Source organism: Paenibacillus sp. GYB004 (assembly GCF_036577605.1).
Classification (GTDB): domain Bacteria; phylum Bacillota; class Bacilli; order Paenibacillales; family NBRC-103111; genus Paenibacillus_AB; species Paenibacillus_AB oceani.
Genome location: NZ_JARBDB010000063.1, coordinates 141,491 through 154,494 on the forward strand (window position 1 = coordinate 141,491; position 13,004 = coordinate 154,494).

At 54.5% G+C, this 13,004-nt stretch carries 13 protein-coding genes; 2 read left to right on the forward strand and 11 right to left on the reverse strand.

The genetic code is table 11. The features are described from left to right. Nucleotides 1-14: 14 nt before the first annotated feature. Entirely contained in the window at nucleotides 15-605 is a 591-nt protein-coding gene (gene yabQ, locus PV433_RS28210) for a spore cortex biosynthesis protein YabQ (protein WP_332075349.1), read from the reverse strand. Next, nucleotides 602-883, reverse strand: coding sequence for a sporulation protein YabP (gene yabP / locus PV433_RS28215; protein WP_190931664.1), 282 nt, complete (start codon nucleotides 881-883; stop codon nucleotides 602-604). Before yabP ends, yabQ begins: the two co-directional genes overlap by 4 nt. Nucleotides 884-1,019: 136 nt before the next feature. On the opposite strand from yabP, the gene PV433_RS28220 reads away from it, so the two are divergent. Then, entirely contained in the window at nucleotides 1,020-1,934 is a 915-nt protein-coding gene (locus tag PV433_RS28220; RefSeq protein ID WP_332075350.1) for a hypothetical protein, read from the forward strand. A 181-nt stretch (nucleotides 1,935-2,115) separates the two neighbouring features. On the opposite strand, the gene PV433_RS28225 is transcribed toward PV433_RS28220, so the two are convergent. The 9 genes from PV433_RS28225 to pth form a co-directional block, all read right to left on the reverse strand. Next, nucleotides 2,116-2,376: an RNA-binding S4 domain-containing protein gene (locus PV433_RS28225; RefSeq protein ID WP_190931662.1), complete on the reverse strand. Its 261-nt coding sequence runs from the start codon at nucleotides 2,374-2,376 to the stop codon at nucleotides 2,116-2,118. Further along, nucleotides 2,376-2,648 (reverse strand): HU family DNA-binding protein, encoded by a 273-nt coding sequence (locus tag PV433_RS28230; RefSeq protein WP_110843797.1) that lies wholly within the window; start codon nucleotides 2,646-2,648, stop codon nucleotides 2,376-2,378. The genes PV433_RS28225 and PV433_RS28230 overlap by 1 nt, the downstream gene beginning before the upstream one ends. Nucleotides 2,649-2,761: 113 nt before the next feature. Beyond that, nucleotides 2,762-4,255, reverse strand: a complete 1,494-nt coding sequence (mazG, locus tag PV433_RS28235; protein ID WP_332075351.1) for a nucleoside triphosphate pyrophosphohydrolase — start codon at nucleotides 4,253-4,255, stop codon at nucleotides 2,762-2,764. A 12-nt stretch (nucleotides 4,256-4,267) separates the two neighbouring features. After that, nucleotides 4,268-5,926, reverse strand: a complete 1,659-nt coding sequence (locus PV433_RS28240; RefSeq protein ID WP_332075352.1) for a putative polysaccharide biosynthesis protein — start codon at nucleotides 5,924-5,926, stop codon at nucleotides 4,268-4,270. Nucleotides 5,927-6,153: 227 nt separating this feature from the next. Continuing rightward, nucleotides 6,154-6,696 (reverse strand): stage V sporulation protein T, encoded by a 543-nt coding sequence (gene spoVT, locus PV433_RS28245; protein WP_190931659.1) that lies wholly within the window; start codon nucleotides 6,694-6,696, stop codon nucleotides 6,154-6,156. Between the two features lie 208 nt (nucleotides 6,697-6,904). Next, nucleotides 6,905-7,948 (reverse strand): peptidylprolyl isomerase, encoded by a 1,044-nt coding sequence (locus PV433_RS28250; protein WP_332075353.1) that lies wholly within the window; start codon nucleotides 7,946-7,948, stop codon nucleotides 6,905-6,907. Continuing rightward, complete coding sequence (gene mfd / locus PV433_RS28255; RefSeq protein WP_332075354.1) at nucleotides 7,935-11,456, reverse strand: transcription-repair coupling factor; 3,522 nt, start codon at nucleotides 11,454-11,456, stop codon at nucleotides 7,935-7,937. Before mfd ends, PV433_RS28250 begins: the two co-directional genes overlap by 14 nt. A 119-nt stretch (nucleotides 11,457-11,575) precedes the next feature. Then, nucleotides 11,576-11,806: an anti-sigma-F factor Fin family protein gene (locus tag PV433_RS28260; RefSeq protein ID WP_190931656.1), complete on the reverse strand. Its 231-nt coding sequence runs from the start codon at nucleotides 11,804-11,806 to the stop codon at nucleotides 11,576-11,578. 258 nt (nucleotides 11,807-12,064) lie between these two features. Then, nucleotides 12,065-12,625, reverse strand: coding sequence for an aminoacyl-tRNA hydrolase (gene pth, locus PV433_RS28265; protein ID WP_332075355.1), 561 nt, complete (start codon nucleotides 12,623-12,625; stop codon nucleotides 12,065-12,067). A 110-nt stretch (nucleotides 12,626-12,735) separates the two neighbouring features. On the opposite strand from pth, the gene PV433_RS28270 reads away from it, so the two are divergent. Next, the gene (locus PV433_RS28270) at nucleotides 12,736-12,936 is read left to right on the forward strand and encodes a hypothetical protein (RefSeq protein ID WP_332075356.1); all 201 of its coding nucleotides are present in this window, start codon (nucleotides 12,736-12,738) and stop codon (nucleotides 12,934-12,936) included. Nucleotides 12,937-13,004 lie beyond the last annotated feature (68 nt).

Genomic DNA, 13,004 nt, shown 5'->3' on the forward strand with positions numbered 1-13,004 from the left:
CCAAACATGATGGATTACCCTTTCCTGCCGAATATCTTCCTGACTGCTTGTACCCATCGTCCGCATAGACTGGCGAATGTTTTCCACCAGTTGGGCGCTTTGAACCGCTTCTTGAGCGGTTTGTAGATGGCGCGTCCCAGAAGAAGGAATGGATACAGCAATTGTAGCACAATTTTTCCGAGGAAAATAGAGAGCGCCCACAAAAATCCAAAAACGATTATAACAAGCCGGTACAGAAGCACAATCGGCTTGATCAGCAACAGCTCCGTCAAACGCCGTACAAAGCGGACCAGCGCCTGGATGATGCGGACCACAAGCAGTACGAGCTTGATCGTCCAGCGGCTTGCGATCCGGAAGTACAACCATACCCCGAGCAGCAGGCCAAGGAACACGTACAGCCGGACTTGTCCATGGTTGCTGTAGAGAAGCGTACGGAACACGAAGAGGGTGGCGGCAAACCAATAGACGATGTCGAGCAGCGGTACGAGCCAGCGGGGAGGCCGCAGCCGGCCGGACAGGACGCGGTATACGTCGAACATAGCCCCCATGAACGCGCCGCTGCCCGCCATCGCCGATAAGGTGATAAATTGGACGTATAGGCTCACTTGAACAACTTCCCTAGAAAACCTTTGGATTTCTCGTGCGCATTTCCGTCCAGGTAGGTGAGTCCGTGCACCGTGCCTTCTATCGCGACCAGCCCTTGCTCAAGGTTCAAGTTTTTAATATGCAGGTTTTGCCCCTTGATGGCCAGGAATCCGCATTCGGTTTCGAGCAGAAACTCCTCGCTGTCGAAGCTTTCGACATTGAGCACGCCCGAAATCTCGAGCAGCTTACGGTTCAGCATCTTCACTTCCTGACGCTTTTGTTTCATCGGATCGATCATGGCATGTACCCCTCCTCTACAGCTAGATTATGGGAAGGGGACACGTTTTAGAACGGTTGTCTGTCTCTCGGACCAAACTTTAACCAAGCTTCTTGCGTATAAGAGGTAAAGGCAGTAAGAGGAGGTTGGGAGGGAATTGGCAATACGGACGAAACTAATTATGTTAGCAGCGGCCGCGGTAGCCATCATCGGTGCGTTCTGGGCGTTCAACTACCGGGACGCTTTTAGCAAGCGGCTCGAAGAGCCTGTCTTCCTCGAACACTATATCGATCTTCAAGATGAGAATTACGGCTACTTCCATCTGTATGCGATCGAGAATGTGAAGGACCCGGTCCATCCAGTCAGAGCCAGCTTCCCGGAAATACCGGATATGCGCATTACGATCGGGGAACCGGAACCGCGGGAGCGTTATTATCAAATCCGCAAGTATACTGTAAATATAACGGAACCGAGCCGCCGTTTAGCAGATGGACAGCAGCGCCTGGATATCCGGAATATGGAGGTTGTTTACAGCAACGGGGAAATCGGACGTCCGGACATCGGCCGAATCACGCTAATTCCTAGAACGGCCGGAAGTGCGGCGGAAGGCGGCAAGCCTTCCCTCCAGTTCAGCTCCAGCGGCGGTATCGTCATCGACGGATTTCCCGGCGGTCATGATACGAAGCAAGCGGCAGAGCCCCTCGCCCTAATCGGCTGGCTGCTTCCCGAAGCTCCTCATCTGGAGTCGAATCTGGAGCTGTATTTCTTCAAAGGCGAACGCAACCAGCCCCGCAAAGATCCGCTCCCGCTGGTGAAGCTGCCCTACACGCTCGAAGCCGGAGAGTTTTTTACGACCGCTTATACGTTCAAGTTCCCCGACAGTCCGGCCTCGCCGGGGGCTATGTCGGTTTACCAGTTGAATGGCGAGCTGCGCTTCATGCGCGGAGACAACTCCGTATTTGCGTCCAAATACATCGTGCAATATACCCCTACGCTGGACCGGGAGATGATTCTTGAATGGGTTCGTCCGTCGCTGCAAAAGAAATCCCAGGAGACTCCCGGGAACTCCTGACAGAGCTGAAACAGGGACCCGACCGGAATTCGGACCCCTTAGGCGCCAGCCCCTTTATGCGGATTAGTAATCCCAAGCCGCTCCGGCCCGTGTCGAGGCGGCTTTTTCGGACATCGTTGTTGATTCTAACCATTCCAGATATTAAAAAAACCGGCCCCATTGGCCGGTCTTCGCTATCGAATCAATCCTGATTCGATTCTTCCTTGATCACCGTATACATCTCGCTGGCTTCTTCTTTCCGGGAAGTTTCGGAGATCCGCTCCACCCGAACGGTTACGCTCTTCTGTCCGAAACGGATCATCAGCTCGTCGCCGATCTTAACGGTGCTGCTCGCCTTCGCTTCCTTCCCGTTAATCCAGATGCGGCCTTGATCGGATACGTCCTTGGCGACCGTGCGGCGCTTAATCAATCTGGATACTTTCAGAAACTTGTCGAGACGCATTATTTTACAGCTTCTTTAAGCTTGTTGCCCGCTTTGAATGCAGGAACTTTGGAAGCAGGGATTTTGATTTCTTGGCCCGTTTGCGGGTTGCGGCCTGTACGACCGGAGCGCGTACGAGTCTCGAACGTGCCGAAACCGATCAATTGTACTTTACCGCCAGCGGACAATGCATCCGTTACTTCACCCAAGAAACCGTTCAATACGGATTCGACATCCTTTTTGGACAATCCGCTTTTAGCAGCGATGTTGTTTACGAGATCTGTCTTGTTCATCGATTGATTCCTCCTAAAATAGTTGGCTGAAAGCTTACGCCATATTAGCTATAGTTACCTGGCTCAAAAAGCCTGTACGGTAGTAGTATTCTTTGTCGGTCAGGAAATTCCTTCTACACTCCCGCATTTTTCGAAAGTTTTTTTGCTTCCTGCCAAAATTTTTCCATCTCACCCAACCCTGTCTGCTCAAAGGATTTGCCCGATTCACGCAGTTTTTGCTCGATATATTCGAACCTCCGGACGAATTTCCGGTTCGTCGCCACAATCGCTTCTTCGGGGTCAATCCGCAAAAATCGAGCTAAATTGACAACAGCAAACAACAGATCGCCAAGCTCGCCGGTCCGCTCCTCCTCCGCCGCCTCCTTCAACTCGCGCAGCTCTTCTTCGATTTTCGCGTACACTTCATCCGTTCTCTCCCAGTCGAAACCGACCTGAGCCGCCTTCTTCTGAAGCTTGTACGCCTTCATCAAGCCCGGCAAATCGCGCGGAACGCCCGACAAAACGGACAGCTGGGCGACATCGATTCCCGCCTTCTGCTTCTCCTCCGCTTTCATCGCATTCCAGTTTTGCAGCGCCTCCTCGGAGTCGCTAGCTCCCTGATCGCCGAACACGTGCGGATGACGGCGGATCAGTTTCTCGTTCAGACCTTCGATGACGTCGAATACGTTAAACGTACCGGTTTCCGCCTCCATTTGGCTATGCAGCATAATTTGCAGCAGCAAATCGCCGAGCTCCTCGCACATCGCCTCCGGGTCGTCGTCGTCGATCGTCTCCAGCACCTCGTACGTTTCCTCGATCAGATTTTTGCGGATACTCGTATGGGTTTGCTCCCGATCCCACGGACATCCTTCCGGACTTCGCAAAATCTCGACGATTTCACGCAGTCTCTCGAACGAACGCATCCGGACCGAATCGTCCTTGGCCCGGGGAATCCAGACAAGCGACAAATTGCCGTACCCTTCCAGACGGTCCAGCTCATACAGCGGTACGGTGACGATCCGTTCGCGCCCCGTCACTCCGAGCTCGTGGCCTACGACTACCTCATAATCGTCAGGCAGCGCGTCCATGAGAAACAGTTTGGCATCGGAAGCCGTATGCGTGTCATAGACTTGGGCGATTAATGTATGCATCCGGGGATCGAGAACAGCGGAACCTTCGGTTGAAAGCGCGGTCGCATCGATCAGCGCAAAACCCTCGATCGGGTCGAAACCGAACCGGATGAACGCCTGATCCAGGAAGCTTTCCCCGCCGGTCACCGTCAAATCGATCCCTTCGTCCGGACAACGCCCGCGGAGCAGCATGGTTGTCGATTCGGCCACCATCGGATGCCCGGGTACGGCGTACACGACAGGGCCGCCACCGGCCTTGGCAGCCTCAATCAGTTGTCCGACGATCGTATCGTATACGTCTGCAAACGAACCGCGGGATTCGTAGATCCCGTCGAACGATTGTACCGCAACGCCGTTTTGTTTCAAATAATCGATAACCGGATGATGCTCTGTACGCACATACACAGATCCGGCAGATTGAAGCGTTTTCCAGACGCCTAACGTCAGTTGATTTTCGTCTCCGGAACCGAGTCCGACGACAGTGATGCTTGCTCGCATACGGGTCCTCCTTTAGTTTCGGTGTCGTAGCAGCCGCGCTTTGCGCAGCAAGGATACCAGCTTGTTTCCAAGCTTCGGAACGGCGCCCAGCTCCTCCGCGCTGATCGCCCCTGTCTTGAACAGCGTCAAGGCGAACGCCAGAGCCCCTGCAGCGACGGCCAGAAGGGCAATGACCGTCATCCGCCATCTGTACGACAGTTCCGGCGCGGCTTGCGTCAGCAGCGGTTCTGCCGCCCCTACGACGGCTAATGCGGCCAGACTCAGAACCAGCGTACATACGGCAGGTTTCCATGTATAGTCGCGCCAAGGCATCCGGATAAATCCGAGTCTCCGCAACCGGTACACGTTCAAAGCGGCCGCAACCGCATAAGCGGCCACAGCGGAGACGGCCGCTCCGGCAATTCCCCATACCGGCATCAGCCATACGTTCAGCACAACCTTCACCAGAGCGGCCGCAAGCAGATGCAGGACGGTCGCGCGTTCTGCGCCGAGTCCTTGGAGCATAGCCCCCGAGACAATCTGTATTACACTGAATACGGCTGTAAAGGCCAAAATCATCATCACGCCGTAGCCCTCGGCTTCTTTATAAAACATCACATTCAGCGGCATGGCCGTCACGGCGAGTCCTGCCGATGCAGCCAGACCGATCAGCCAGGTCAGGCGAAGCGAAGCCTCCGCGCTCCCCCTTACTGCGGCTAACGTTCCGGACGCCTTCGCTTCGGAGATGGCGGGAACTAACGCTACAGACATCGAGGAGACGATCATCGCCACCAGTTGAACGAGCGGCAAACCGTGATTGTAAAGCCCGAACTGAGCCATCGCTCCCGCTTCGTCATAACCGCTTCTGGTGAGCAGACGGGGCATCGTAAACGTATCCACCAGCGTCAATACCGGGAGCACGATAGCGCCCAGGCAGATCGGCAGCGCATAAGCGATAAAGCGGCCGTATCCGACACGCGTTCCGTTTGTCGTATCGGGTCGCACAACCGGCCTAAAGCCGCGCTCCCTCAGCCGATGAGACCGCCAGTAGAGAAGGACGACGCCAAGCCCCGCCAGCGCCCCTGCTGCGGAGCCGAACGTCGCTCCTGCCGCGATCAGGCTGTCCGAAGCATCTGCACGGACGAGCATGATCAGAAGCGCTACCATAACGGCGACGCGTACGACTTGCTCCGCAACTTGAGATACGCCGGTGGGCGCCATCTGTCCGATTCCTTGAAAATAACCGCGAATCGTCGCCAGCGCCGGAACGAAAAACAAAGCAAACGAAACGCTTCGCAAAGCCTCTTCCGTTTGCCGGTTGCCGATCCACGAGGCGATCGTCCCCGCTCCGAAATAAAGCAGGACGAAACAGACGAGCCCGGTCCCTATCGCCAGCTTCAGCGCCATCTTCAGAATGCCGCGGGCTCCGTCCGGCCTCCCCAGCGCCCGCTCCTCCGCTACGAAGCGAGAGACGGCGACCGGGAAGCCCGCCGTCGCCAAAACCAATATCGTGATATAGAGCGGATAAACCGCATTATAAATCCCGAATACGTTGTCGCCGGCTACATTCTGCAGCGGAATTTTCTGCATCGTACCGAGCAGCTTGGACACGATTGCGGCCGCGCCAAGCACGACTGCGCCCTTGACTAGCGCCCTTGCGGGAACCTCCGTCGGGCCCGGGCCTTGTGACATGCGCTTCCCTCTCCATTCGCAACCGACGCTTTAAACTATGTACACTGAAGAACGAAGTCAAATATACGCTTTATTTGTTTTGACTTCTTTGTACACTGAAGAACGAAGTCAAACGTACACTTTGTTTTGACTTCGTTCATAAGTATAACCGATCAATCCCAAACAAAAAAGCTTCGCCGGCGGACGTATTGCCTCCTCCGTGAAGCTCTGTCATGATAAGCCGCCGATTACTGCTCCATCTGCTTGGCGAGGAAAGCTGCAGCCGTTTCCGCCATTTTCAGTTCCATCTGCCCCATCTTGACCGTTTCATCCTTGTTGACCAGCATAACCGCACCGATCGGATCTCCGCCTGCGACGATCGGAGCGATGACGAACGAGCTGTACAACTCGCTCAAATCTTTGCATAGCTCAAACTGTCCCGCATTCGTCTCCACGGTCGCCTTGCGGTTCTCCATGCACGTTTCGACGTAAGGCCCGATCGGCTTGTCGAGATACTCTTTTTTAGAGCCACCGGCTACGGCGATAACCGTGTCCCGGTCGGAAATCATCGTAATATGATTCGTGCTTTCATATAGCGATTCGGCATATTCCTTGGCAAAATCCCCAAGTTCTCCAATCGGCGAGTATTTCTTAAGTATCACTTCGCCGTCGCGGTCCACGAATATTTCTAACGGATCGCCTTCGCGAATCCGCAGCGTGCGGCGAATTTCCTTCGGTATTACGACTCGGCCCAAATCATCGATCCGACGAACAATTCCAGTTGCTTTCATGATTCTGGTTGCCTCACTTTCCAATGAAGTTTTGGTACGAACTGGATGGTGACGCTCTATTCGCTCTTCCTGTGACAGGAAGTCGACAGACGATTGTACTGCTTGTTTCAATGTCTGCCCATAGTATGTTACTGCTCCCAAATTCTTATGCAGAGTGGAAAAAAGGCGCCCTGGACCAGGACGCCTTCTGTGGAGAAGCATGAATACCTTATTTGGTTGTCTGTCCGCCGGCGGCCGGAGCCGGTTCGGCTTTCGGCAGCTTGTCCGTTTCGACTTTCTCAATAATGCCCGGTATGTCTTTGTCGATAAAGTCCATCACTTGCGTTTCGGCCAGCTCGCCCTTGAGCTGCTCCTTCACTTCGTCGAACGTTTTATCTTTACGCGCTTCCACCTTCATGACATGGTAGCCGTATTCGGTCTCGACCGGATCGCTGATTTTGCCGATCGGCAGCTCAATCGCCGCTTTCCTGAAATTCTCGACCCATTGATTGACGTCCACGTTCTCGTATTTGCCTCCAGTATCTTTGTTGCCGTCATCGGAGTAATCCTTGGCAACCGCGGCGAAGTCGGCTCCGGCATCAAGCTTCTGCTTCGCTTCCCGAGCCCGCTGCAGCGCCTCTTCCTTCGTACGGATATCTTTCTCCTGGTTCTGATCCTTCAGAGCAACAAGAACGTGGCTGACCGTAGCTACCGTGTAGGCGTTCGCTTTGGCGTTCTCGTCGTATTTGGCTTTCACTTGATCGTCGGTCACTTTTTTCTCGGCGTCCCCGAGCACGATCAAGCTTTGCTTGATATAGTTTTTCAAATCGTCCTGTGAAATGTTAACTTCCTTCAACTGGTTGTCAAGCGCGTTTTTGTCCCCGCCCTGCTGTTCGAAGTAGGATTTGATCTGGTCGATCTGCTCTTTCGATTTGGTCTCCGCTTCCTTCTTGGACGGCTCGTCCGCTTGCTGGCCGAGCACCCGGAAGGCGATCAGCTGCTTCATCATATGATCTTGGAACGTCGGATCGGTTTCAAATTGAGCATACATCGGGTTAAAAAACTTGACCGAGCCGACGAAGGAATCGTACTCGCCGCGCGTGACTTTTCCGCCGTCCTTATATGTGGCGACGACCTCCGCGCTCCCGGCATTCGCTCCGGCAGCCGAATTTTTATCTTTGCCGCATCCGGTCAAAGCCAGAGCCGCTACGAGAAGCGATGCTAGGGCAACGGATATCCGGCGCGCAGACTTGCTGCGGTTAATTGGCAACATGACGCAACTCTCCTTTCGATTTTAAAGCCTCCCTGTATTGTACCAGAAAACGTTCCAGCATTTCGATGGATGCTTCTGGCTCCAGGCCCTTGCACTTCATCTGGATGACGATTTGAGGCCCCGGAACGAGCTTAACCCGGCCTTCGAATTGCGAAGAAATGGCATGCAGCCGCTGACCGTCCAAATTGCCGTTTTCACTTGTATGAATCTTGACTTGAAGATCGTCTCCTTTTTGCGATATCGATTCGATCGCATATTCGGCTCCGTACACTTTCAGCCTGGCGACGGCGAGCAAATTCAGCACCGCCTGAGGCAACGTACCGAAACGGTCCTCAATTTCCTCATACATGTCTTTCGCTTCCTCAAGCGTCTTAATATTTGCCACTTTCTTGTAAATCTCAATCTTCTGCATACTATCATAAATATAATCCGACGGTAAATAGGCATCGAGCGTCAGATCGATTTGGGTGCCAGCCGCCGCCGGTTCTTTCGGCTGCTCGCCGTGCAGTTCGGCCTTGCGCTTGGCTATCTCCTCCCCTAGCATCTGGGAATAGAGATCGAAGCCGACCGATGCGATAAACCCGTGCTGCTCCGCCCCCAGCAAGTTGCCAGCACCGCGGATCGCCAAGTCTCTCATGGCGATTTTGAAGCCGGAACCGAGCTCGGTAAATTCCTTGATCGCCTGCAGTCGTTTCTCCGCGACTTCCGTCAGCACTTTATCCCGCTGATACGTGAAATACGCGTACGCAATCCGGTTCGAGCGCCCGACCCGTCCGCGCAGCTGATACAGCTGGGACAAGCCCATCTTATCGGCATCGTGAACGATTAGCGTATTGACGTTCGGGATGTCTACGCCGGTCTCGATAATGCTCGTACTGACTAGTACGTCGTACTCCCCGTCCAGGAAGTCGAGGATCGTCCGCTCCAGCTCCTGCTCGGACATTTGACCGTGAGCGACGCCCACCTTCGCATCAGGCACCAGAAACGAGATTTGCTCCGCCATCTGGTTAATCCCCTGTACCCGGTTGTATAAATAATACACTTGCCCGTTGCGCGCCAGCTCCCGCTCGATCCCTTCCCGGACAAGCGCGTTGCTGTGCTCGACCACATACGTTTGGACCGGGAACCGGTTCTCCGGCGGCGTCTCGATGACGGACAAATCGCGTACGCCCAGCATCGACATATGCAAGGTGCGCGGAATCGGCGTTGCGGTCAGCGTCAGTACGTCCACATTGGTCTTCAGCCGCTTCAGCTTCTCCTTATGTGTTACGCCGAAACGCTGCTCCTCGTCCACGATGAGCAGTCCCAGATCTTTAAACACAAGGTCGGAGGACAGAAGCCGGTGCGTGCCGATGACAATGTCGACCGTCCCCTGCTTGACGCTTTTGATCGTCTCTTTCTGCTCCTTCTGGGAGCGGAACCGGCTTAGCACCCGAATATTGATCGGGTAATCGGCGAACCGTTCGCGGAACGTTTCATAATGCTGCTGCGCCAAAATCGTCGTAGGGACGAGTACCGCGACCTGCTTGTTGTCGATTGCCGCCTTAAACGCCGCACGCACAGCCACCTCGGTTTTGCCGTAACCGACGTCTCCGCACAGCAGCCGGTCCATCGGATGAGCCTTCTCCATGTCTTTCTTGATTTCCTCGATCGCCCGAAGCTGGTCCGGCGTCTCGTCGTACGGGAACATGCCCTCGAACTCCTGCTGATAGGTGGAGTCCTTGTTGAACGCATAACCGGACGTCATCTGGCGCTCCGCATACAGCTTGATCAGATCGTCGGCGATATCCTGCACGGTGCTGCGCACCTTGCTCTTCACACGCGCCCAGTCGGCGCCGCCCAGCTTGTAGACTTTGGGCTCCTTCTCCTCGGAGCCGACATATTTCTGGATCAGGTCGATCTGGTCGATCGGCACCGACAGCTTGTCGCCGCCGGCGTACAAGATGTGCATGTAGTCTTTATGAATGCCGCCTACCTCGAGCGTCCCGATTCCGACATATTTGCCGATCCCGTGATTGACGTGAACGACATAGTCGCCCACCTTCAGCTCGGTGTAGCTTTTAATCCGCTCCGCGTTGTCCATCTTTTTATCGATTTTGCGTACTTTGCGGTTTTTCTGCGTAAACATCTCGCCTTCGGTAATAACGACCAGATGAATCGACGGCAGCTCGAAGCCGGCCTGAAGATTGCCGTTCAGGATCGCCGGCTCCTCGATCTCATAATCGCCAAGCACGCGGCGGACCCGCTCTACGCGCTCCTCGCCGTTGGCCAGCACCATTACGCGCGCGCCGGTCTTTTTCCAGCGCTCCATCTCCGACTTGAGCACGTTCATCTGCCCGTGGAAATTTTGCATCGCCCGGCACATAAAGTTGACGATATTTTGCGGCTGCGTTTGCGGCACTTGACGCAAAAACAAAGAGACGTACAGCGTCGGAAACGCAGTCCGTTGTAAGATCGACTCGTATGGCTTGGATAATACGAAGCCCGGAAGCGACTTGCCTTCCGCCAGCAGGCTGGTCATCCATTCGCCTTCGTCCCGCTCCAACTGCCTGGACGTCTCGATGAGACGGCCCGGTTCGTCGATGACGAGAATCGTATCTTTCGGAATATAATCCATGAGCGTATGACGCTCCGGATACAACAAGCCGGCATACTTATAGAGACCCGCGAAAAACTGGTGTTCGCGCATCTGTTCAATATCGTGGCCGATCTCTTCCTTCAGCCGTTCCTTCACCTGCCGGTCGGTCATCTTGGCCAGCTGCTCCTGCAGCAAGTCGTACGCATGCTGAGCTGCGTTTTGAAAGCGTTTTCCATCCGCGATGAGTTCTTTGCACGGCGTTATGAGTATCGAGGACATCTGCTCGATCGAACGCTGGTCGGCCGCATCGAAGCTGCGGATCGAATCGACTTCGACGTCGAACAGCTCGACCCGGTACGGAGTCGCCGACGTTAGCGGATAAAAGTCCAGGATGCCTCCGCGAACGCTCATCTCGCCTTTGGATTCTACGCGCTCCACCCGCTCGTAGCCAAGCTCCACCATCCGCTGCAGCAGCGATTCCAGTTCGACCGTATCGCCTACCCGAATCGTAAACTGCGCTTCGCGGAATACAACGCTCGGCGGCAGCAGCTTGCGGACGCCGGCAAACGGCACCACGACGATCCCGCGGAATCCGCCGGCGAGCCGGGTCAGCGCATCAATCCGCTGAGCGAGCGTCTCGGGGCTGGCGACTGCCGCCTCCGTCACCATAAGCTCGTTAGCCGGATACAACATGACTCGATCTTCCGGCAAACATTCCAGCAGATCTTCCGTTATTTTTTGCGCCGAAAACATGTTATGTGTCACAAGAAAGACGGGTCGATCCAGCTTCTCCAGCAGCGCAGCCATAAACACCTGCCGCGACGATCCGGCCAGGCCGGATACGAGCTGCTCCCTCATGCCGGTTTCGATCCCCGTGACGATCGTCTGGAAATCGCGATCCTCGGAAAATGCACGGATCAATGATTGCAAGGGTAAACACTCCTTTTTACGTACAAACCAAAAAGAAAGCCTTGGCGAAGGTGCCGAGGCCTTGTTTCGCATCCGCTCGAGCTGGATTGGTATTCGCATATCCGGCATAACGGGCCGGTTTATTGAAGCGGGCTGGTAATCAGATTCAGCTCCGGATGCTCATCAAGCGCTTTCCGGCAATAATCGCACGTCAGCCTTACGAGAATGTCGCCACTCTGGCTATACGTAATTATATCTCTGCGTTCTTCGGGGGTCAAGAAATGGAACCCGAGCTGATATTCGCTCACCAGCGGATTGTCGATTTCACCCAGCGGCGCCGAGCAATGTCTACAAACATATTTTACAGTCATCGTATGCCTCCCCTGCCGGCCGTATGCCATCATACGCGGCTGGCACGCGTTCAGAACCGCCCGCCTTGTCATGGAAAGCGGGTCCGCCCTGACCAGCGAACCGCTCCCGTGCGCCGTCTGACGATTTGGGCATGGTGCCGCGTATGCGCTTCGGCTTTTGGCCCTTTGTTGTACTAGTATGAACCAAATGACCCAATCTTAAGCGTCGGCAGCGGGAAAGAGAGGAAAGAACGTAGAACTGGCTGCTTGAGACATGCTCTATTTATTAAACTTGGCCATCGTTCGGTCAAACTCGTTTTCCAGTGAAAACTCGAGCGCATCCACCGACGTCTGAACGACGTCCGGAAGCGTCTTCGCTTCTTCCTTCGTGAAATCCGCAAGCACGTAATCGGCGATGTTATATCCCGGGGCAGGACGCGATACGCCGATCCGGATCCGGTTGAAAGTCTGGGTACCGGTATGCTGAATAATCGATTTGATCCCGTTGTGACCGCCGGAGCTGCCCTGATAGCGAAGCCGGATTTGGCCGAACGGAGTATCCAGGTCGTCGTAAACGACAATGCAGTCCTCCAGAGAAGCTTTATAGAAATCCATAAAGGCCCGCATCGATTCTCCCGACAAATTCATATAGGTCATCGGCTTCAGGAGGTATACCTTTTCTCCTTTTACGCGCCCTTCGCTGACCAGCGCTTTTAATTTGTTCTGGAAAACCGGCATTCCCCATTGTTCCGCCGCCCGGTCGACCGTCATGAATCCGACGTTGTGGCGGTTGTTTCGGTATGCCTGGCCCGGATTGCCGAGGCCGACGATCCATTTCATTTTCGATCACCTTAATCCTTTTCAAAAAAAATTTTTCCGCCCATGCAACGAAATGCATGAGTCGATTGTCTATGCTACTAAATTCCAAAACAATAAGCGAGGGTGAGAGTATGTATTCGAACGGCGATCATATTTTGGAAGACGGACAGTTCCAGGATCACATGGAACACGAAGTTCCTGTACAAATCTACTTGGAACGCAACCACCGGGACATCGGATATGTCGAACGCTTCACACCATCGTTCATCAAGGTTAACAGCACTTATTATAACAGAAGTTTGTATACGTTCGTATCGAGACCCGGCTATTAATCGGTTTCGGAGAATGTTCCCCCAGAAGTGAATTCGAGCGGCACCTTTCGCCGGCAGCGATTGGAGTC

Coding starts and splice junctions, on each gene's coding strand:
- yabP (WP_190931664.1), bottom strand. CDS start 883: ATGATCGATCCGATGAAACAAAAGCGTCAGGAAGTGAAGATGCTGAAC.
- PV433_RS28225 (WP_190931662.1), bottom strand. CDS start 2,376: ATGCGTCTCGACAAGTTTCTGAAAGTATCCAGATTGATTAAGCGCCGC.
- PV433_RS28230 (WP_110843797.1), bottom strand. CDS start 2,648: ATGAACAAGACAGATCTCGTAAACAACATCGCTGCTAAAAGCGGATTG.
- mazG (WP_332075351.1), bottom strand. CDS start 4,255: ATGCGAGCAAGCATCACTGTCGTCGGACTCGGTTCCGGAGACGAAAAT.
- PV433_RS28240 (WP_332075352.1), bottom strand. CDS start 5,926: ATGTCACAAGGCCCGGGCCCGACGGAGGTTCCCGCAAGGGCGCTAGTC.
- spoVT (WP_190931659.1), bottom strand. CDS start 6,696: ATGAAAGCAACTGGAATTGTTCGTCGGATCGATGATTTGGGCCGAGTC.
- PV433_RS28250 (WP_332075353.1), bottom strand. CDS start 7,948: ATGTTGCCAATTAACCGCAGCAAGTCTGCGCGCCGGATATCCGTTGCC.
- PV433_RS28260 (WP_190931656.1), bottom strand. CDS start 11,806: ATGACTGTAAAATATGTTTGTAGACATTGCTCGGCGCCGCTGGGTGAA.
- pth (WP_332075355.1), bottom strand. CDS start 12,625: ATGAAATGGATCGTCGGCCTCGGCAATCCGGGCCAGGCATACCGAAAC.
- PV433_RS28270 (WP_332075356.1), top strand. CDS start 12,736: ATGTATTCGAACGGCGATCATATTTTGGAAGACGGACAGTTCCAGGAT.